We start from the raw sequence: 18,225 nt of genomic DNA, 5'->3' as shown, positions 1-18,225 counted from the left end.
GACTTTCCTTCGTGTACCAGATTGAGAATGTTTTGCGGCCCTACGTTTGGGGCTCGACGACGGCGATCGCGGAGTTGCTGGGCCGGACCGCGTCGGGCGGTCCGGAAGCAGAGCTGTGGATCGGGGCGCACCCTGATTCTCCCTCGACGGCGGTCCACCCGAACGGTGTAACGCAGGCCCTGGATGAACTCATTGCCTCCGACCCCGAGCATTTCCTGGGCGCGGAGAGCGTGGCGGAATTCGGGCCCCGGCTGCCTTTCCTGACCAAGCTCCTCGCCGCCGAACAGCCGTTGTCGCTGCAGGTCCACCCCAGCCTGGAACAAGCGCGGGAGGGGTGGGCACGGGAGAACGCCGCCGGGCTCGCGGCCGGTTCCGCCGAACGCAACTACAAGGACGACAACCACAAGCCGGAAATGATCTACGCCCTCACCCCATTCAGGGCACTGTGCGGATTCCGGCCTGCGGCGCAGTCCCGGAGCATCTTTGAACACCTGGCAACGGTGATGGACTCCGCGGCCACGCGCGTGCCAGCCATCATCACCGGCGTCATCGACGACCTCGGCCTGGAAGGGGAATCCGCGGCCCTGAAGGCGGCCTTCACGCGGCTGATCGAGGGCGGACGTGAAGTGTCCGAGGCCGTGGTGGAAGTCGAATCGGTGCTCCGCTCTGGTGCCCCACGCGAACCGCACGAAGAGGCACTGACCGCGATGCTGGGCATCAACGAAGCCTTCCCCGGCGATCCCGGAGTCCTCATTTCCCTGCTCCTGAACCACTTGACCCTCGAGCCCGGCGATGCCGTGTACTTGCCTGCAGGAAACGTGCACGCCTACATCCACGGCCTGGGCGTGGAAGTCATGGCCACCTCGGACAACGTGCTGCGCGGCGGCCTGACGCCCAAGCACGTCGATGTCCCCGAACTGCTGAAAACCGTGCGTTTCGAGGCCCTCGGGGTTCCCCATGTGGTGGCCGAAGGCACCGAGTTCGGGCAGGAACTGTACCGCCCGCCCTTCAAGGAATTCCAGCTCCAACGCATCGAACTGGACCCCACCGCCGAGCCCGTGCCCTTGGCGCAAACCGGGCCCGCCGTCATCGTGGTCGTGTCCGGTTCCGTGGTCCTCGACTCCCCCAAGAGCGATCTCCGCCTGGAACGCGGCGCCGCCGCGTTCATCCCCGAGGTGGAGAACCCCGTGAACGTCCATCCCGTCCAGGGAGCCGCCGAAACCAGCGTGGCCTTCGCGGTCACCACGGGACTGTCATCCTGGGCGAAAGGGAACTAACCGTGGACCACTTCCTCCAGACTTCCGCTTGGGCCGATGTGCAACGATCCCTGGGCCGCCGCGTCCACGAGCAGTCCGGTCCCGGCTGGAGCTTCCTGGCCATCGAGGAAAAGAACCCCGCCGGAAAAGTGATCTATGCACCCTACGGGCCCGTGGCGGACTCCGTCGAAGCTTTCGACGCCGCTGTTGCCGCCTTGGTGACTTTGGCGAAGAAGGAACGTGCCGTTTTCGTCCGCATGGAACCCGTCTCCGCCGGGTTCAGTGCGTCCGACGCCGCCACGCTCCTTGGTGCCCGCGGCTTGCGGCCGGCGCCGGCGAACCAGCAGCCCGAGCTGAGTTGGATCGTGGATCTTGAGGGCGACTTCAAGGACGTCCTGGCGGGCATGAAGCCCACCAACCGAAACCTGTACCGCAACATCCACAAAAAGGGCGTCACTTTCCGGGCGTCACAGGACCCCGCGGACATTTCCGTGCTGCTGCACTTCCTGCACCTCACAGCAGCGCGGAACGGCTTCAAGCCGCAAAGCGACGAGTACCTCACCAGTGTGGCCCAGTCCCTGCTCCCCGCAGGCGCCGGAACCCTCTTCATCGCAGAGCTCGAAGGAGAACCGATCGCGGCGGCCTTTGCGTACGACTCCGCGGACACACGCGTCTACGCCCACGCCGCCCTGGATGACACCCACCGCAAGTTAAGTGCCGGCATCCCGCTGCTTGTCACGCTCATGGCCGACGCCAAGGAGAAGGGCCTCAAGCACGTGGATCTGTGGGGCGTGGCACCCGAAGACCAGCCGGACCACAAATGGGCAGGCTTCACGGCCTTCAAGAAATCCTTCGGCGGCCGTGAGGTCTCCTACCCCGGCACCTGGGACCTCCCGGTCAATAAACTCCGCTACGGCGCGTACCAACTGGCACGCAAAGTCCGCGACAAACTCCGTTAAAGCGGGAAGGACGGCGAGCGATGCCCGCCGTCCTTCTGTCAGCTTGCGTAGGCTACGCCTTGCGTGCGTAGGTCTCCCACTTGGATGCGTGGTGCTCGGCGTCGACGAAGCGCACCGTACCGGACTTCGAACGCATCACGATCGACTGCGTCAGCACTCGGTCCTTCTGGTAGCGCACGCCGCGGAGGAGGTCGCCGTCGGTGATGCCGGTTGCTGCGAAGTAGCAGTTGTCCGAGGTGACGAGGTCATTGGTGGACAGGACGCGGTCAAGGTCGTGTCCGGCGTCGATGGCCTTCTGCTTCTCATCGTCGGAGGTGGGCCACAGGCGGCCCTGGATCACGCCGCCGAGGGACTTGATGGCACAGGCAGCAACGATGCCTTCCGGGGTGCCGCCGATGCCCATGAGGGCGTCCACGCCGGTACCGCTGCGGGCCGCGGCGATGGCGCCTGCCACGTCACCGTCCATGATGAACTTGGTGCGCGCGCCGGCTTCACGGATTTCCTCCACGAGGGGGCGGTGGCGGTCGCGGTCAAGGATCATGACGTTGAGCTGGCTGACCTTGACGCCCTTGGCCTTGGCGATCAGGTGCAGGTTCTGCTTGACCGGAAGGCGGAGGTCCACCATGTCGGCAGCCTCGGGACCGGTGACGAGCTTCTCCATGTAGAACACGGCGGAAGGATCGAACATGGAACCGCGTTCGGCCACGGCCAGGACGGCAAGGGCGTTGTTGATGCCCAAGGCAGTCAGGCGTGTTCCATCAATGGGGTCTACGGCAACATCGCACTCCGGTCCGGTACCGTCGCCAACCTGTTCGCCGTTGAACAGCATGGGGGCCTCGTCCTTTTCGCCTTCGCCGATGACTACGACGCCGTTGAAGTGGACGGTGTGGAGGAATGAGCGCATGGCGTCGACGGCGGCACCGTCGGCCTTGTTCTTGTCGCCGAAGCCAACCCAGTGGCCGCCGGCAATGGCTGCGGCTTCGGTGACACGGACGAGTTCCAGTGCGAGGTTACGGTCAGGCTCGTCGATCCCGACGGCGAGCGACGGCGAAATCGTGGAAAACTGCTGGGTCATTGGTGCAGGAGACACTTGAACCTCTTCTTCGAGTGACGATTCACGGGACCGGACACGGTTGCACGAGGCCACCTGTGGTCCCTCTCCATTGATCATAGTCGCCGGAGCTCCTGCCGGGCGGTTGATGACCACCGCATCCGTTGGGCCTGGTGAGGTTCCCGGTTGTGTGTTCACAGCACCGATAAGGGACTATGGAAGGGTGAGTGAAACGCAGGACAAGCCCGCGGCCGGCAATGGCCCCAACGCCAACGAGGCCAGCCCCACCAGTACCCCGGACGCCCCGTTCAAGCCCGTCATTCCGGCGAAAGCCGCCAAACGGGCCAACGCCTCGGTCATTGGCATGATCATCGCGCTGGTGTTGTGTGTCCTGGCTTTCCTTCCCGTTGTTCTCATGAACCCCGCACCCAAGGGAGAGAACTTCCGGCCAGCCGTGGATGTCGCAGGCATCGCCCGGAACGCCACCGATGTGGCGGGATTCACACCCGTCACCCCGGATACCGGCGACACATTCACACCAAACTACGCCCGGTGGGAAACCGGCACCGCCACCGGCGTCCCCACGTGGGAGGTGGGCTACCTGACGCCCAAAGAGGCGTTCATCGGCCTGACCCAGACGCGGCAGGCCAACCCCACCTGGGTGTTGCAGCAATCCGGGAACCTCCCGGTCACAGGCACCCGGAACGCCGGAGGCCAGGACTGGGAGCTGCGCGATTCCGGAAAGGACAAGCGCAGCATGACGCTTCAATACAAAGGAACCACCATCATCCTGAGCGGCACCGCGAACCTCGACGAGTTCGCCACCCTGGCCGCCGCCGTCGTCAAGTCCGCCGACCAGGCCCCTGCGGCTGGTTCCACTTCCCCACAACCCGGCGCAACACTTTCGCAGCCTGCCACGCCCGCGCCGTAAAGTGATCAGGTGCCTACTAATCTGACTCCGGCCCTGGCCTGGCAACGCCTCCGCGAGGGTAACGAACGTTTTGTCTCCGGCGAATCCCAGCATCCCAACCAGGATGCTTCCCGCCGCTCCTCCCTCCTCGAGGGACAGAATCCCTTTGCCGTCATTTTTGGCTGCGCCGACTCGCGCCTCGCGGCCGAGATCATCTTCGACCTTGGCCTGGGCGATGCCTTCGTGGTCCGCACGGCCGGCCAGGTGATCGATGACGCAGTCCTCGGCTCCCTGGAATACAGCATCAGCGAACTCAAGGTACCCCTGATCGCCATCCTGGGCCACGACAGTTGCGGCGCCGTGACAGCCACCAAGGGAGCCGTGGAAACGGGTGAAATGCCACCGGGATTCATCCGCGACCTCGTGGAACGCATCACTCCGTCGGTGCTGACCGCCAAGCGCAACGGCCAGGAAGACGTCAACGACATGGTGGTGGAACACGTCAAGCAGACCGCGGATCGCCTTGCGGACAGCTCGCGTGTGATTTCCGACGCCATTGAGGACGGCCGTGTGGCCGTGATCGGTCTCTCCTACAAGCTCGGTGAGGGCCAAGCGGCCCTTGTTTCCGCGATCGGGCAGGTCTAGGACAACGTGCCCCGGCCCCTCGGCCGGGGCACGTAGCACTGCCTTCCGGGTTTTCGGTGGAGCCCGCAATCGCCCTAAGCTAGCCCCATGACTTCCACCACTGAGTTCCGTATTGAACATGACACGATGGGCGAAGTTCGCGTCCCCGTGAACGCCCTGTACCGCGCCCAGACGCAGCGTGCTGTGGAGAACTTCCCCATCTCCGGCAAGACGCTGGAGCGCACGCACATCGAAGCACTTGCACGCGTCAAGAAGGCCGCTGCACTTGCGAACGCCGAACTGGGAGTGCTCGATGAAGAGCTCGCCAAGGCCATCGCTTCCGCAGCCGACGAGGTTGCGGCCGGCAAGTACGACGGCGACTTCCCGATCGACGTTTTCCAGACCGGCTCCGGCACCTCCTCGAACATGAACACGAACGAGGTCATCGCCGAGCTGGCTTCGCGTGCCCTCTCTGCTGCCGGCAGCGACAAGGTGGTCCACCCCAACGACCACGTAAACGCTTCCCAGTCCTCCAACGACGTTTTCCCGACGTCCGTCCACGTTGCAGCCACCTCAGCCCTGATCAACGACCTGATCCCGGCCCTGGAGTACCTGGCTGCATCCCTGGACCGCAAGGCCGCGGAGTTCAAGGACGTCGTCAAGTCCGGCCGTACCCACCTCATGGACGCCACCCCCGTCACGCTGGGCCAGGAGTTCGGCGGCTACGCCGCTCAGGTCCGCTACGGCATCGAGCGCATCAATGCCGCACTCCCCCGCGTCGCCGAAGTTCCCCTCGGCGGCACCGCAGTGGGCACCGGTATCAACACGCCAGCAGGCTTCCCGGAGCGCGTGATCGAACTGCTCGCCGCAGACACCGGCCTGCCGCTGACCGAAGCCCGGGACCACTTCGAGGCCCAGGCCAATCGCGACGGCCTGATCGAGGGCTCCAGCCAGCTCCGCAACATCGCGATCTCCTTCATGAAAATCAACAACGACCTCCGTTGGATGGGTTCCGGCCCCAACACGGGCCTCGGCGAAATTGCCATCCCTGACCTGCAGCCGGGCTCCTCCATCATGCCGGGCAAGGTCAACCCGGTGATCTGCGAAGCCTCCATCATGGTGTGCGCCCAGGTCATCGGCAATGACACCGCCATCGCCTGGTCCGGTACCAACGGTGCTTTCGAGCTCAACGTCGGCATCCCGGTCATGGCCGCCAACCTGCTGGAGTCCATCCGCCTGCTGGCCAACACCAGCCGCGTCATGGCCGACAAGATGATCGATGGCATCACCGCCAACGTGGAGCGCGCCCGCTTCCTGGCCGAGGCTTCCCCGTCCATCGTGACGCCCCTGAACAAGTACATCGGCTACGAGAACGCGGCCAAGATCGCCAAGATCGCCGTCAAGGAAGGCCTGACCATCCGCCAGGCCACCGAGAAGCTCGGCTTCGTCGGCGAGGGCGAAGGCAAGGTTTCCGAGGCCGACTTGGACAAGGCCCTCGACGTCACCACCATGACAGCCCCGGCCCACAAGGCTTAGGCGCACCAACCCCCAAGTACGACGACGGCCGGTACCTTCCGCACGGAAGGTACCGGCCGTCGTCGTACGCGGCCCTTTCGCCACCCGAACCATGTGAGGAAAGACACTCCACCTTCTTTTTGCACTATTAGATCTCAAGTGCAAAACTTTACTCTGTGAGTAATAGTGCAAATATCGACGGCGGCCTCCGCGAGCGCAAACGGGCCGCCACGCGGCTGGCCATCACCGCCGTCGCCCGCACCCTGACCGCCGAACGGGGGCTGAACGGCTACACCGTTGAAGAGGTGTGTGAAGAGGCGGGCATTTCGCGGCGTACGTTCTTCAACTACTTCCATTCCAAGGAAGACGCCGTGATCGGGGCCTTCTCCGACGACCTGCCCCAGGATGCGCTGGATGGCTTCAACCGCGATCCCGAACGTCGCCCCGACGGTATCTCGGACACTCTGCTGGCAGCCCTCTACCACCTCACCGTGGACATTGTGGAGCGATCCACCATCAGCCGCACCGAGGTCCACCAACTCATCGCCGCCATCAAGGCCGAGCCCCAGCTCCTTGGCCGCATGACCTTGGAGGGCGAGGCGCGGGAACGTCAGTTCATGGAACTCATCGCCGCCCGCGAAGGCCTCTCCCCCGTGCACCCGGAAATCGTCATGGCCTCGGCCGTGTTCGGAGCCGTTTCCAAGAAGACCTCCCATCAGTTCTTCTCGGAGGACAACACCCGGCCCTACCGCGAGCTTCTTGACCAGAACCTCGCCGCGGCCCGGAAGCTCTTTTCGCAACCGCTGGACACCACCCCCGCACAGACACCGAAGGACCCCGCATGAGTACACTCTCCAAGGCAGCCGAGCCGCTGCTCTTGACCCAGAAGAGAATCTGGATCATCTTTTCTGCCCTGATCGCGGGCATGCTCTTGTCCAGCCTGGACCAAACGATCGTCTCCACGGCCATGCCCACCATCGTGGGAAAGCTCGGCGGCGTGGAACACCAGGCCTGGATCACCACGGCCTACCTTCTGGCCACCACCATCGTCATGCCGATCTACGGCAAGTTCGGTGACATCCTCGGCCGGCGGAACCTGTTCCTGGTCGCAATCGCCCTGTTCACCCTGGCTTCGGTCGGTTGTGCCTTCGCAACGGAGTTCTGGGGCTTCGTGGTGTTCCGCGCCATCCAGGGCCTGGGCGGCGGTGGCCTCATGATCCTCTCGCAGGCCATCATCGCGGATATCGTGCCCGCGAAGGAACGCGGAAAGTACATGGGTCCGTTGGGCGCCATCTTCGGCCTGTCCGCCGTCGCCGGTCCGCTACTGGGTGGTTTCTTCGTTGACCACCTGACCTGGGAATGGGCTTTCTACATCAACATCCCCATCGGCATCGCCGCCTTCATCACGGCCTGGTTCACCCTGACCCTGCCCAACAAGAAGGCCGAAAAGAAGATCGACATCCTCGGTGTCATCTTCCTCTCCGCTGCCACCACCTGCCTCATCTTCTTCACCGACTTTGGCGGCAAGAAGGACGAGGGCTGGGACTCGCCGTTGACGTGGGCTTTTGGCGCCGGTATGGTGCTGGCCGCATTCGCCTTTGTCATGGCCGAACGCCGCGCCGAGGATCCCATCATTCCGCTGAGCCTGTTCCGCAACCCGATCTTCATCAACGCCACGGCCATCGGCTTCACGCTGGGCCTGGGCATGTTCGCTGCAATCGCCTTCGTGCCAACGTTCCTGCAGATGTCCTCCGGAACCTCAGCGGCCGAGTCCGGCCTGCTCATGCTCCCCATGATGGTGGGCCTCATGGGCACGTCCATCTTCTCCGGCATCAGGATTTCCAAGACGGGCAAGTACAAGCTCTACCCCATCCTGGGTGCGGCCCTGACCATCCTTGCCATGCTCTGGCTGACCACCCTGACCGCCGAGACGCCCATCTGGATGATTTGCGTACAACTCTTCATTTTCGGCGCCGGGCTGGGATTGATCATGCAGGTCATTGTCCTGGTGGTCCAGAACTCGGTCCCTGCGGACCAGATCGGTACCGCAACCAGCACCAACAACTACTTCCGCGAAGTAGGTGCGTCCTTGGGCGTAGCGGTCTTCGGCTCGATCTTCACCAACCGCCTCGCTGAGTCCTTGACCAAGGCTTTCACCGGCGCCGGGGCCTCATCCGAGCAGGCCTCGCAGTCCACCAGCACCCTGGATCCGCAGGCCCTGGCGCAACTGCCGGAACAGCTTCGGGACGCGATCGTGAACGCCTACGCCGATTCCCTGGCACCCGTGTTCTGGTACCTCGTGCCGTTCATCGCCATCGCACTGATCCTGGCCATCACCCTGAAGCAGATCCCGCTCTCGGACACGGCCGGGATGGTTGCCCGTGGCGAGGCGATCGGCGGCGCCGAGGCCGAGGAGCTCGAAGCAGCCCGCCGCTAATCCTGCTACTCCGTCTGGTACGCCACGGGGCCCTCGGGCTCCGTGGCGAGCCGTATGGCCTGAAGGTGTCCGTGGCTCATTTCGGGGAGATCGTCCAGCTGGAACCACTGGACATCCAGGGACTCGTCGTCGTTGACCCGGGCTTCGCCGGAGACATACCTGCAGCGGAACGTGATATCGAGGAAATCGCATTCGTCGCCGTTCGGAAAGGTCACCGGACCTACTACTCCGACGCCGATGATCCGTTCGGTCTCGGCTACCACCGCCGTTTCCTCGAAGATTTCCCGGACCAGTCCCGGGGCCGGGTGCTCCCCCGGCTCCAGGATGCCCGTAATCGGCGTCCAGTGTCCGTTATCCGATCGTTGGCACAGGAGCACCCTGTCTTCGTCATCCAACACGATTCCCCGGACCGCAGGCAGCCACAACGGGTCATTCCCGATTTTTTCCCGCAGCTTCAGCACAAACTCAGGTGCACCCATGCAGCCAGCTTACGGCGTCATGCAGGCAGGACAACCATGGCTGCGGCCGCCCCTGCCAGCATGAACGGTCCGAAGGGAATCGCCGAGGCGAGGCTGCCCCTCCTGGTCAAAACGATGACCAGCCCCCACAGCCCGCCCAGGAGGAACGCCAGGAACGTTCCGGCGATTACGTGGGCCCAGCCCAGGTAGCCGAGGTACAAGCCCAACACTCCGGCCAGCTTCACGTCGCCAAATCCCATACCGGGTGGATAGACGAGCCGGAGCAGGAAGTAGAGGACCCACAGGGCGGCAGCGCCGGCAAGCACCGCGAGCCCTGGAATCCCTGCCATTGCGCCGTCCATGCGTGAGCCAGAGAGCAGCGCCGCAGCCAGGAGCAGGGCTCCCGCAACCCCGTACGACGGGAAGACGATGCGGTTGGGCAGCAAATGGCTTCGAACGTCGATCACCGCGAGCCGCACCGCAATGACCACGAAATAGAGGGACGCCAACAGCACCAGCCAGAAGGCTAAAGGGGCGGCGTCCCAGAGTTCGGCGAGTCGTCGGATCACCCTCGGATGCTATCCCGGATTGCCCCCGGGACCGGATTGAACCTCTGGGTACACTGTGGATATGGGGCGCTACAGTGCAGATGGACCCGGCCTGCCGCCGGGATTTGGACCCTCAAACGGGCATTCAGGGGATCATTCCGACTTGTCCTCCACATTCCGGAACCTGTGCCGTTCATCGCCCTGGAAGTGGACCAGCCTCCGGTTCGAATACCTTGAGCGGCCTGGGACGGGCGCCAACATCGTGCGGGCCTGGCTCAGGCGTCCCGGAGCGCTCCGTTTGGAGACCCCGGATGGCCAGCTCCTTTACAGCACCACGGGGATCAACGACTCCAGGGATGAGTTCTATGTCAGCGCCACGCGCCGCTCGTGGCTGCTTCCGCCGCATCTGGTGACACCTGTTTACGACGACGGCGGCCTGGTGCGGCGCCGTCCGGAAGCCGCCTACGGTGAGCCGTCGTTCGGAAACGGCCGGCTCGCCGCCGCCCTCGATCCCATCGAGCTCGCCGGCAACGCACCAGTACCCTTGGAGTTCCCGGACACCAACCCGGTGTCCTTCGATGAACCCCGCCAAGTGGACCACGAGGGGCGCCCGGCACTGGAGGTGGTCGTCACCCGGGGGCGGACGTACAAGCCTTCGGATCCCGCCGAACCGTTGGCGCACCCGGGACGGACGCTGGTCCGTGTTGACGCTGCCACGGGAGTCTGCGTCGCCAGCCAGTCGCTGGATGGCGAATCCTCCGGCAAAGGCCACTGGCTCAAGATCCTGGCCGTGGACGAGTACATGCTGGATGATCTCTTCCTTGCCGAGTCGATGAACTTGACCGATGTCCGGCGGCACATCTCCTGGGACATCGGCCCGGCGGCCTGACGCTGCGCGGCCCTGCAGGAAGCCGCGTGACCTCAAGCCCCGCTCCAGCCACGCTAGACTGCGGCGATGACCTCGCTGGCAAACATCTGGCCCCCGTTCGGACTCACGCTCACCACTCCCCGCCTCGTCCTGCGTCCCATTCTCGACGCCGACATCCCCGCCGCCGTGGCTGCTGCCCGGTCCGGAATCCACGAGCCCGGCAAGAGCCCGTTCAGCACACCGTGGGCCGAGCTTCCGGACGATCAGCTGGCCCCCAACATGGCCCAGTGGTACTGGCGCTGCCGGGCCGGATTCACCCCGGATGAGTGGACCCTGCTCCTGGGCGTCTGGCAAGGCGACGATTTCCTCGGAGTCCAGGACCTGGCGGCCGCGAAGTTCGCGGTCCTCCGAACGGTGCATACAGGATCGTGGCTCAAGCAAGCCGCGCAAGGCCGCGGCGTCGGCAAGGAGATGCGCGCCGCCGTCGTCAGCTACGCCTTCGATTACCTGAAAGCGGAAGTGGCCGAGTCCGAGGCCGCTGTCTGGAACCAGCAATCCCTGGGCGTCTCCACCAGCCTCGGCTACGAACCCAACGGCCTCACGCGCACCACGTGGGGCACCGAGGTGGAGGACGTCCAAAAAGTCCGCCTCACGCCGGAATCCTTCAAACGCCCCGACTGGACCCTCAACGTCCAAGGCCACGAAGGACTTTCCACCTACCTTGGACTCTGACCGGCGCCGACGGCACTAGCGCGACAGCCGTGCTGCGGTCCTTCGCAGAGGAGCGCATCGCGACGCGTCGGGCCCGGCAAGGTCGCCCAGCGACCGAAGGGGGCCTTATGCGTTGTGTCTAAGCGACGGCGAAGGGCCGTGGCCCGGCGACCCCGGCCACGGCCCTTGGGCACCAGAACTCTAGATTTCTGCCCCTTCAAGCAGCTCCGTCACGAGGGCCGCGATCGGCGACCGCTCGGACCGCGTCAGCGTGATGTGGCCGAACAGCGGGTGTCCCTTGAGGGTTTCGACGACGGCTGCGACGCCGTCGTGCCGGCCCACGCGGAGGTTGTCACGCTGGGCGACGTCGTGGGTGAGGACAATCTTGGAGTTCTGTCCGATCCGGCTCATGACCGTCAGGAGGACGTTCTTCTCCAATGACTGTGCTTCGTCCACGATCACGAATGCGTCGTGCAGGGAGCGGCCGCGGATGTGCGTGAGCGGCAGGACCTCCAGCATTCCGCGGTCCATGACTTCTTCCACAACTTCCTGGCTGACCAGCGCACCGAGGGTATCGAACACCGCTTGCGCCCACGGGTTCATTTTCTCGGATTCGGAGCCGGGCAGGTAGCCGAGTTCCTGTCCACCTACTGCGTACAGGGGACGGAAGACCACTACCTTGCGGTGCTCGCGGCGTTCGAGGACGGCTTCGAGGCCCGCACAGAGGGCCAGCGCGGACTTGCCCGTGCCGGCGCGCCCGCCGATGGAAACGATGCCCACGGACGGGTCCATGAGAAGGTCGATCGCTAGCCGCTGTTCTGCCGAGCGGCCGTGGAGGCCGAAGACATCCCGGTCTCCCTTGACCAATCGGACCTGCTTGTCCGAACCAACCCGGCCCAGTGCCGAGCCGCGGTTGGAGAGGACCACCAGGCCGGTATTCACGGGCAGTTCGGCCGCGGCCGGGATGAAGACCGGTTCGTGGCCGTAGAGGGTGCTGACTTCCTGTTCGCTGGCTTCGATTTCGGCCAGGCCGGTCCAGCCCGAGTCCTTGACCAGTTCGTTGCGGTACTCATCCGCGTGCAAGCCCATGGCCGAAGCCTTGACGCGCATGGGAAGGTCCTTGGAGACCACGGTGACGTTGTGGCCCTCGTTGGCCAGGTTCTTCGCGACGGCCAGGATCCGGCTGTCGTTGTCGCCGCCGCGGAAGCCCGCCGGGAGGACGTCCGGCGAAATGTGGTTCATTTCCACCCTGAGCAGGCCACCATCGTTTCCCAAGGGAATAGGGTGGTCCAGGCCGCCATGCTCTATCCGCAGGTCGTCCATGAGCCGCAAGGCCTTCCGGGCAAAATAGCCCAGTTCCGGATCGTGGCGTTTGCCCTCGAGTTCGCTGATGACCACGATCGGAACGATGACCTCGTGCTCGGCGAAGCGCAGCAGTGCGTGCGGATCGGAGAGCAGGACGGAGGTATCTATGACGTAGCTCCGGCCTGCGGGAGCCGCCGTTTTCTTTGTCCCTTTGGTGGCGCGCTTGGCGCGAGAGGTAGCTGCACTTTCCCCGTCGGAAACCATTGCGGGCAGTTGCTCTGAAATAGCCACATCGACTCCAGCCCCGGGCGTTCGCCCGGCCTTATGGTGAAGCGGCTCGGCCGGAAGGCCGGGCGTGGCCTCCCCTGTAACTGGTGCGATGATCCGCTCCATCTACTGGCCTCCCCGATCAGCGGGCGGTTTTGCCTGCTGATGGGTTTAACGTAATCCCAGCCACAGGAAATTCCTCTTTGTGGCGTCGGCAAGTCGTCAGTCCCAGCGTGAATTCGGGATTAACGGAAGTTCACCCAACGGTGGTTGCAATGACCATGAGGAATCGGGCCCCTCAGGAGCCAAACCTGCGCTGCCGGCCTGCGTAGTCGCGCAAGGCCCGCAGGAAGTCGACTTTGCGGAAAGCAGGCCACAGGGCTTCGCAGAAGTAGAACTCACTATAGGCGCTCTGCCACATGAGGAAGCCGGAGAGCCGCTGTTCACCGGAGGTGCGGATGACCAGGTCGGGATCGGGCTGGCCCCTGGTGTAGAGGAAACGTGAAATGTCGTCCACCGAGAGTTCATCTGCAACCTCGGACATGTTACGGCCTTTGGCAGCGGCGTCCTGGAGGAGTTCCCGGACGGCATCCACGATTTCCCGTCGCCCACCGTAGCCCACGGCCACGTTGACGTGGATCTTCTCGTGGACCGGCGTCCGGGCAGTGAGCTTGTTGAGCCGCTCGGCAAGGTAGTCGGGAAGGAGTTCCGGCGCCCCCATGGCATGGACGGAAATATCCTCGTTCTCATCCAGGCGGTCCATGGTGTTGGCAATGATGCCCATGAGCAGGTCCAGTTCCTCGCCGGAGCGGCTCATGTTGTCCGTGGAGAGCATGTAGAGCGTCACTACTTTGACGCCCAGTTCCTGGCACCATCCCAGGAACTCGTGGATCTTGTCCGCTCCCGCTTGGTGCCCTTCGCTGGTGGGTGCGTTGAACTGGCGCGCCCACCGGCGGTTGCCGTCCACCATGACGCCGACGTGGCGCGGAATCTTCTGGTGGTCGAGCGATCTGAGGAGCCGGCGTTCGTAGAAGCCGTAGAGGAAACCGGGCAGCTCCACCGGACTCTCACCTGACTTCCTTGCTCTGATCAATCGAACGACGCGCACATCCAAGGCTACCTGCCCGAGCTGGCAGGCTGGTGCAGCAGCTGCCCAGGAACGGGGCGGAGCAACCTTACCCACAAGTAACTTACCGGACCGTAGGTTACTCTTTAACAATGGCTGACACGCTCATCATCAAGCCCCTGTGGCGCGGCTGGATTCACGCTGTGGCAACACCATTTGCACTTGCCGCCGGGATTGTCCTGGTGACGCTGGCACCCACCGCGGACCGTAAAATCACCTCGGCCATCTACGCCCTGACGGGAGTCATGCTTTTCGGAGTCAGTGCCCTGTACCACCGCGGCAACTGGAATGACAGGGTCCGGATAGTGCTCAAGCGGTTGGACCACACCAACATCATGCTGGTCATAGCAGGCAGCTACACGCCGCTTGCCTGGTCACTCCTGGACAGGCCCGCGGCAGTCACGCTCCTGTGGACCATCTGGTCCGCAGCCATCGCCGGAGTGCTGTTCCGCGTGCTTTGGACCCACGCACCGCGGTGGCTGTACGTGCCCATCTACGTTGCCCTCGGCTGCGGTGCCTTGTTCTACCTGCCGCAGTTCTTCGCCGCCAATGTGGCCTCCGCCGTGCTCATCTGCGTTGGCGGTGCCCTCTATATCGCGGGAGCCGTGTTCTACGGCATCAAGAGGCCGAATTTCAGCGCTACGCACTTCGGTTTCCATGAACTCTTCCACGCCTTCACGGTGTTCGCTTTCGCGGCGCACTTCGTCGCCATCATGATCGCCGTCCTGAGCTAGGACCCGCGGCTCAGTCTCCGGAAACCATCGCGGCCAGCCTGGCTTCCACCTCGGCCAGTGTCCCCACAGGGCGTTCGCACACCATCCCGCGGCACAAGTACACCTGCGGCGAGCCGTCAGGGCGGCCTGAGCGGTGAAGCAGCAACGGAACCTCGACGGCGGCTGCCGGGGACCCGCCGTCGTCCGCGGTTTGAATGGCGACCACCAGGCCCGGGCTGGCCGAAGCCAGCAGCGCCCGGTGGAGTTCGCGCCGCAGCGGCGTGTCCGGACCGGCGACGGCGGCCTCCAGCGGCCCTGCAAGGGCGGCCTGCGCCGTGGCCAGGAGCCAGCCAGCCACCCGGGGCGCGCGGCTGGCGATCGGGGGAAGCAAGCCCAGGATGTTGCCGGCCATGAGGCGGTGATCGTGGGATCCCGAGTAGGCCGAGTAGGTCAGCAACGCACCAGCGAACGCGGCAGCACCACTGGGAGTGGCGTTGTCGAAAGGATCCAGCGCGGCATGTTGCCCTTGGGCGTTGAAGACCTGGGCAGATTCACCGGCCGAGTCAGCGAGCTGGCCGTTTGCCACGAACCGTTCGCTCGCGGCCAGGACAAGGCTTTCGCCCAGGCCGTACCAGCGTTTCTGCCCCGTCACGGCGTAGAGCGCAAAGAAGCCCTCGGCGCAGAAGGCGTAGTCCTCCAAGAGTCCGCCGATCCCCCTCGGCGCGGCATCGTGCGAGACGCGCGTCAGCAGGCTTTCGCCGGAATTCCAGTGGACACGCTCCAGGTAGTCGGCGATGCCCTCGGCAGCCGCGACCAGTCCCGGCCGCTCCAGGACAGCTCCGGCTTCCGCCAGGGCCGCTACCGCCAGGCCGTTCCACCCGGCCACCACCTTGTTGTCCCGCGCGGGCTGGTTGCGCTTGTCCCTCGCGGCCAGAAGCGCCGGGCGCACGCGTTCCCACACCCTGGCTTCGGGGCCGGTCAGCAGCTTCCCGGGATGCAGCGGCGAGCCAAGGGCTGAAACGGTGCCCTCCGTGCCCACGTTCATGATCCGTGCAACGGCCTCGGCGTCGCCGGTACCCAGGACTTCCTGCAGCGAGTCAGGCGTCCACAGGTAGGCCGCGCCCTCGTGATGGGCGCCGTCCACCACGGTATCGGCGTCGAGGGAGGATGCCAGGGCGCCCCCTTCCACGGCAAGGGCAGACACCATCCAGTTGGCGCAGGCCGAGGCAACGGTGGCGGCTTCCTCAACGGGGAACACCGCATTTCCGCCCAGCCGGACCCAGTGCGTATAGGCACGCAGGAGCTGGGCATTGTCGTAGAGCATCTTTTCGAAATGGGGAACGGACCAGTCCGCCGTCACCGAATACCGGGCGAACCCGCCGTCGAGCTGGTCCCGCACGGCGGAGCGAGCCATGCCGGCCAGGGTCCGGCCTGCCATGTCCCTCGCCGCTTCGGCGGTTTCGGAGGGTGCCGCCGCGTGCCGGATCAGGAATTCCACAACGGCCGACGGCGGGAACTTGGGGGCGGCGCCAAAGCCACCGGCGGCCACGTCCTCCGACCGCGCCAACAGGCCAACTGCGTCGGACAGCAACCCGGCATCAATGACCTCGGGCGGACCATCAAGCCGTACCGCCGCGGACATCTGGGCGTTGGCCATGTTCGAGGCCAAACCGCGGGCGTTTTGCTCAACGGCTTCGCGCCGCTCCACCCAGGCTTCGTGGACCGCTTCAAGGACGTTGAGGAAGGATGGCCTGCCGGGCAAGGGTGTGGGCGGGAAGTACGTACCTGCATGGAAGGCGAGCCCGTCCGGAGTCAGGAAGACGGACATCGGCCAGCCACCCTCGCCGCTGATGGCCTGGGTGGCTGCCATGTACACCGAATCGACGTCCGGGCGCTCCTCACGGTCCACCTTGACGGGCACGAAGTGTGCGTTCAAGTAGTCGGCTGTGGCCTGGTCCTCGAAGGACTCATGGGCCATGACGTGGCACCAATGGCAGGCCGCGTAGCCGATCGAGAGGAAGACCGGAACGTCGCGTTCCACCGCAAAGGCAAAGGCTTCATCGCCGAAAGGTCGCCAGAACACCGGATTGGCGGCATGCTGGCGCAAATAGGCGCTCGGCTCCAAGCCCAGGGCATTGGAAGCCCCGGGCCACGTGTTTTCCTGCGGGTCAGCGGGGCCCGGGAGCGGCATCGCCGTTCTCATCCGTCGGAGCGTCAGCCGATCCTGACTCGGCGGCCAGTCGCGCTTCCTCCACTTGTGCGCGGTACCGGACGCGTCGGATGCGCCGGACCATGTCCACAATGAGGAAAGTGGTAAGGATCACGATGAAGGCGGTCAGGACAAAGCCCCACGTACCCGGCGTCACCTGATCCTCGGACAGGCCCGGACGCAGCGTGCCGGTGGGGTCGGGCGACGGGCTGACGGTCAGGGCGAGGATCAAGTGGTGCACGTTCAAACCTTCTATGGGAGCTGATGCATGCCGGTCCAGCGGGCTGGGAACTGGTTGGTCCCGGGGAGAATTCTACGAGCGATAGAAACCCGGTACTTACCTATCTTATCCCTGCGAAGAGGTCCTTTTCCGGCAGCTCGGACGTGACCTTGGACTGGACCAGCGTGTAGTCCTCCCAAGGCCATGCCGTGCGCTGCAGGTCCGGGGACACGGCGAAGAAGAAACCTACCGGGTCGATCTGGGTCCGGTGCGCCCTGAGGGCATCATCCCTCGCCTCGAAGAAGTCACCGCAATCAATCTGCGTGGTGGTCTGGTGTGCCGGCACAGGCGGTGTGTGGCCCTCGGCGTCCGCTTCGAGCCAGGCTGCAAGCCGCTCGGCGTACGGTGACTGCAAACCGGCTTCTTCCAGCGCGAAATGCAGGGCACGGAAACGTTCGGGACTAAAGGCGCGGTCGTAGTAAAGCTTGCTGGGCGCCCACGGTTCGCCGATGCCCGGATACCGCTCCGGGTCTCCGGCTGCCTCGAACGCTGCCACGGCCACTTTGTGGGCCATGATGTGGTCCGGGTGCGGATAGCCGCCGTTTTCGTCGTAGCTGATGATCACGTGCGGCTTGAAGTCGCGCACCAAACGTACCAGTGGCGCAGCGGCACGCTCCAAGGGCTGCAGGGCGAAGCAACCTGCGGGCAACGCAGGCAGCGGAACACCCTCCGGAAGCCCCGAATCCACGAATCCCAGCCACCTCTGCTGGATGCCGAGGACTGCCGCAGCGTTCGCCATCTCCAACCTGCGTGCACCCGCCATGTCCCGCTTGGGGTGCGGAGCATCCTCCATGGCAGGGTTCTGGATGTCTCCGCGTGATCCGTCAGTGCACGTAGCCACCATGACCTCGACTCCGGCCGCGGCATACATTGCCATGGTTGCTGCACCCTTGCTGGACTCGTCATCCGGGTGGGCATGGACGGCAAGCAGGCGAAGCTGCTCTGTCTCGGTGGACGCAGTCACGGGACGGCTCCTCTTTCATGGCTG

18 protein-coding genes are annotated in these 18,225 nt (G+C 64.7%); 10 read left to right on the top strand and 8 right to left on the bottom strand.

Annotated features, from left to right (window positions below):
• The first annotated feature begins 11 nt into the window (after nt 1–11).
• Both manA and ACIPV6_RS08865 read left to right on the top strand, forming a co-directional pair.
• Entirely contained in the window at nt 12–1,277 is a 1,266-nt protein-coding gene (gene manA / locus ACIPV6_RS08870; protein WP_400270512.1) for a mannose-6-phosphate isomerase, class I, read from the top strand.
• Nucleotides 1,278–1,279: 2 nt separating this feature from the next.
• Entirely contained in the window at nt 1,280–2,215 is a 936-nt protein-coding gene (locus ACIPV6_RS08865; protein WP_400270511.1) for a lipid II:glycine glycyltransferase FemX, read from the top strand.
• Between the two features lie 52 nt (nt 2,216–2,267).
• Here ACIPV6_RS08865 and glpX read toward each other — a convergent pair whose 3' ends face one another.
• Entirely contained in the window at nt 2,268–3,290 is a 1,023-nt protein-coding gene (gene glpX / locus ACIPV6_RS08860) for a class II fructose-bisphosphatase (protein ID WP_387433369.1), read from the bottom strand.
• Between the two features lie 199 nt (nt 3,291–3,489).
• Here glpX and ACIPV6_RS08855 point away from each other — a divergent pair, with 199 nt between their 5' ends.
• The 5 genes from ACIPV6_RS08855 to ACIPV6_RS08835 all read left to right on the top strand — a co-directional run bounded on the left by ACIPV6_RS08855 (nt 3,490) and on the right by ACIPV6_RS08835 (nt 8,752).
• Complete coding sequence (locus ACIPV6_RS08855) at nt 3,490–4,197, top strand: DUF4245 domain-containing protein (RefSeq protein WP_400270510.1); 708 nt, start codon at nt 3,490–3,492, stop codon at nt 4,195–4,197.
• A gap of 9 nt (nt 4,198–4,206) precedes the next feature.
• Nucleotides 4,207–4,821, top strand: a complete 615-nt coding sequence (locus ACIPV6_RS08850; protein ID WP_400270509.1) for a carbonic anhydrase — start codon at nt 4,207–4,209, stop codon at nt 4,819–4,821.
• Nucleotides 4,822–4,908: 87 nt separating this feature from the next.
• Nucleotides 4,909–6,336: a class II fumarate hydratase gene (locus ACIPV6_RS08845; protein ID WP_400270508.1), complete on the top strand. Its 1,428-nt coding sequence runs from the start codon at nt 4,909–4,911 to the stop codon at nt 6,334–6,336.
• Between the two features lie 155 nt (nt 6,337–6,491).
• Entirely contained in the window at nt 6,492–7,160 is a 669-nt protein-coding gene (locus tag ACIPV6_RS08840) for a TetR/AcrR family transcriptional regulator (protein WP_400270507.1), read from the top strand.
• A complete protein-coding gene (locus ACIPV6_RS08835) occupies nt 7,157–8,752 on the top strand; it encodes an MDR family MFS transporter (protein ID WP_400270506.1) in 1,596 nt (531 codons plus the stop codon). The genes ACIPV6_RS08840 and ACIPV6_RS08835 overlap by 4 nt, the downstream gene beginning before the upstream one ends.
• Nucleotides 8,753–8,757: 5 nt before the next feature.
• On the opposite strand, the gene ACIPV6_RS08830 is transcribed toward ACIPV6_RS08835, so the two are convergent.
• Together ACIPV6_RS08830 and ACIPV6_RS08825 are read right to left on the bottom strand one after the other, a co-directional pair.
• Entirely contained in the window at nt 8,758–9,231 is a 474-nt protein-coding gene (locus ACIPV6_RS08830) for an NUDIX hydrolase (protein WP_400270505.1), read from the bottom strand.
• A gap of 17 nt (nt 9,232–9,248) precedes the next feature.
• On the bottom strand, nt 9,249–9,779 hold the full coding sequence (locus ACIPV6_RS08825; protein WP_400270504.1) for a prepilin peptidase: 531 nt from the start codon (nt 9,777–9,779) through the stop codon (nt 9,249–9,251).
• Nucleotides 9,780–9,840: 61 nt separating this feature from the next.
• Between ACIPV6_RS08825 and ACIPV6_RS08820 the strand changes: the two genes are divergently transcribed.
• On the top strand, nt 9,841–10,647 hold the full coding sequence (locus tag ACIPV6_RS08820; RefSeq protein ID WP_400270503.1) for a hypothetical protein: 807 nt from the start codon (nt 9,841–9,843) through the stop codon (nt 10,645–10,647).
• A gap of 66 nt (nt 10,648–10,713) precedes the next feature.
• Nucleotides 10,714–11,358 (top strand): GNAT family N-acetyltransferase, encoded by a 645-nt coding sequence (locus ACIPV6_RS08815; protein WP_400270502.1) that lies wholly within the window; start codon nt 10,714–10,716, stop codon nt 11,356–11,358.
• 180 nt (nt 11,359–11,538) lie between these two features.
• Here ACIPV6_RS08815 and ACIPV6_RS08810 read toward each other — a convergent pair whose 3' ends face one another.
• Both ACIPV6_RS08810 and ACIPV6_RS08805 read right to left on the bottom strand, forming a co-directional pair.
• Nucleotides 11,539–12,933 carry a PhoH family protein gene (locus ACIPV6_RS08810; protein ID WP_400270501.1) on the bottom strand — a complete coding sequence of 465 codons (1,395 nt, stop codon included), beginning with the start codon at nt 12,931–12,933 and terminating at the stop codon, nt 11,539–11,541.
• 274 nt (nt 12,934–13,207) lie between these two features.
• Complete coding sequence (locus ACIPV6_RS08805; protein WP_397324740.1) at nt 13,208–13,969, bottom strand: isoprenyl transferase; 762 nt, start codon at nt 13,967–13,969, stop codon at nt 13,208–13,210.
• Nucleotides 13,970–14,127: 158 nt separating this feature from the next.
• On the opposite strand from ACIPV6_RS08805, the gene ACIPV6_RS08800 reads away from it, so the two are divergent.
• The gene (locus tag ACIPV6_RS08800) at nt 14,128–14,769 is read left to right on the top strand and encodes a hemolysin III family protein (RefSeq protein ID WP_400270500.1); all 642 of its coding nucleotides are present in this window, start codon (nt 14,128–14,130) and stop codon (nt 14,767–14,769) included.
• Between the two features lie 10 nt (nt 14,770–14,779).
• On the opposite strand, the gene ACIPV6_RS08795 is transcribed toward ACIPV6_RS08800, so the two are convergent.
• The 3 genes from ACIPV6_RS08795 to mca all read right to left on the bottom strand — a co-directional run bounded on the left by ACIPV6_RS08795 (nt 14,780) and on the right by mca (nt 18,201).
• On the bottom strand, nt 14,780–16,939 hold the full coding sequence (locus tag ACIPV6_RS08795; RefSeq protein ID WP_400270499.1) for a thioredoxin domain-containing protein: 2,160 nt from the start codon (nt 16,937–16,939) through the stop codon (nt 14,780–14,782).
• A complete protein-coding gene (locus ACIPV6_RS08790) occupies nt 16,917–17,198 on the bottom strand; it encodes a hypothetical protein (protein ID WP_397324735.1) in 282 nt (93 codons plus the stop codon). The genes ACIPV6_RS08795 and ACIPV6_RS08790 overlap by 23 nt, the downstream gene beginning before the upstream one ends.
• 100 nt (nt 17,199–17,298) lie before the next feature.
• On the bottom strand, nt 17,299–18,201 hold the full coding sequence (mca, locus tag ACIPV6_RS08785; protein ID WP_400270498.1) for a mycothiol conjugate amidase Mca: 903 nt from the start codon (nt 18,199–18,201) through the stop codon (nt 17,299–17,301).
• Nucleotides 18,202–18,225: the final 24 nt, after the last annotated feature.

The sequence above is a fragment of the Paenarthrobacter sp. NPDC089988 genome (assembly GCF_044748465.1).
Classification (GTDB): Bacteria; Actinomycetota; Actinomycetes; order Actinomycetales; family Micrococcaceae; genus Arthrobacter.
The sequence above is the reverse complement of the archived record's forward strand: the minus strand, read 5'-3'. Positions and strand labels throughout refer to the sequence as shown.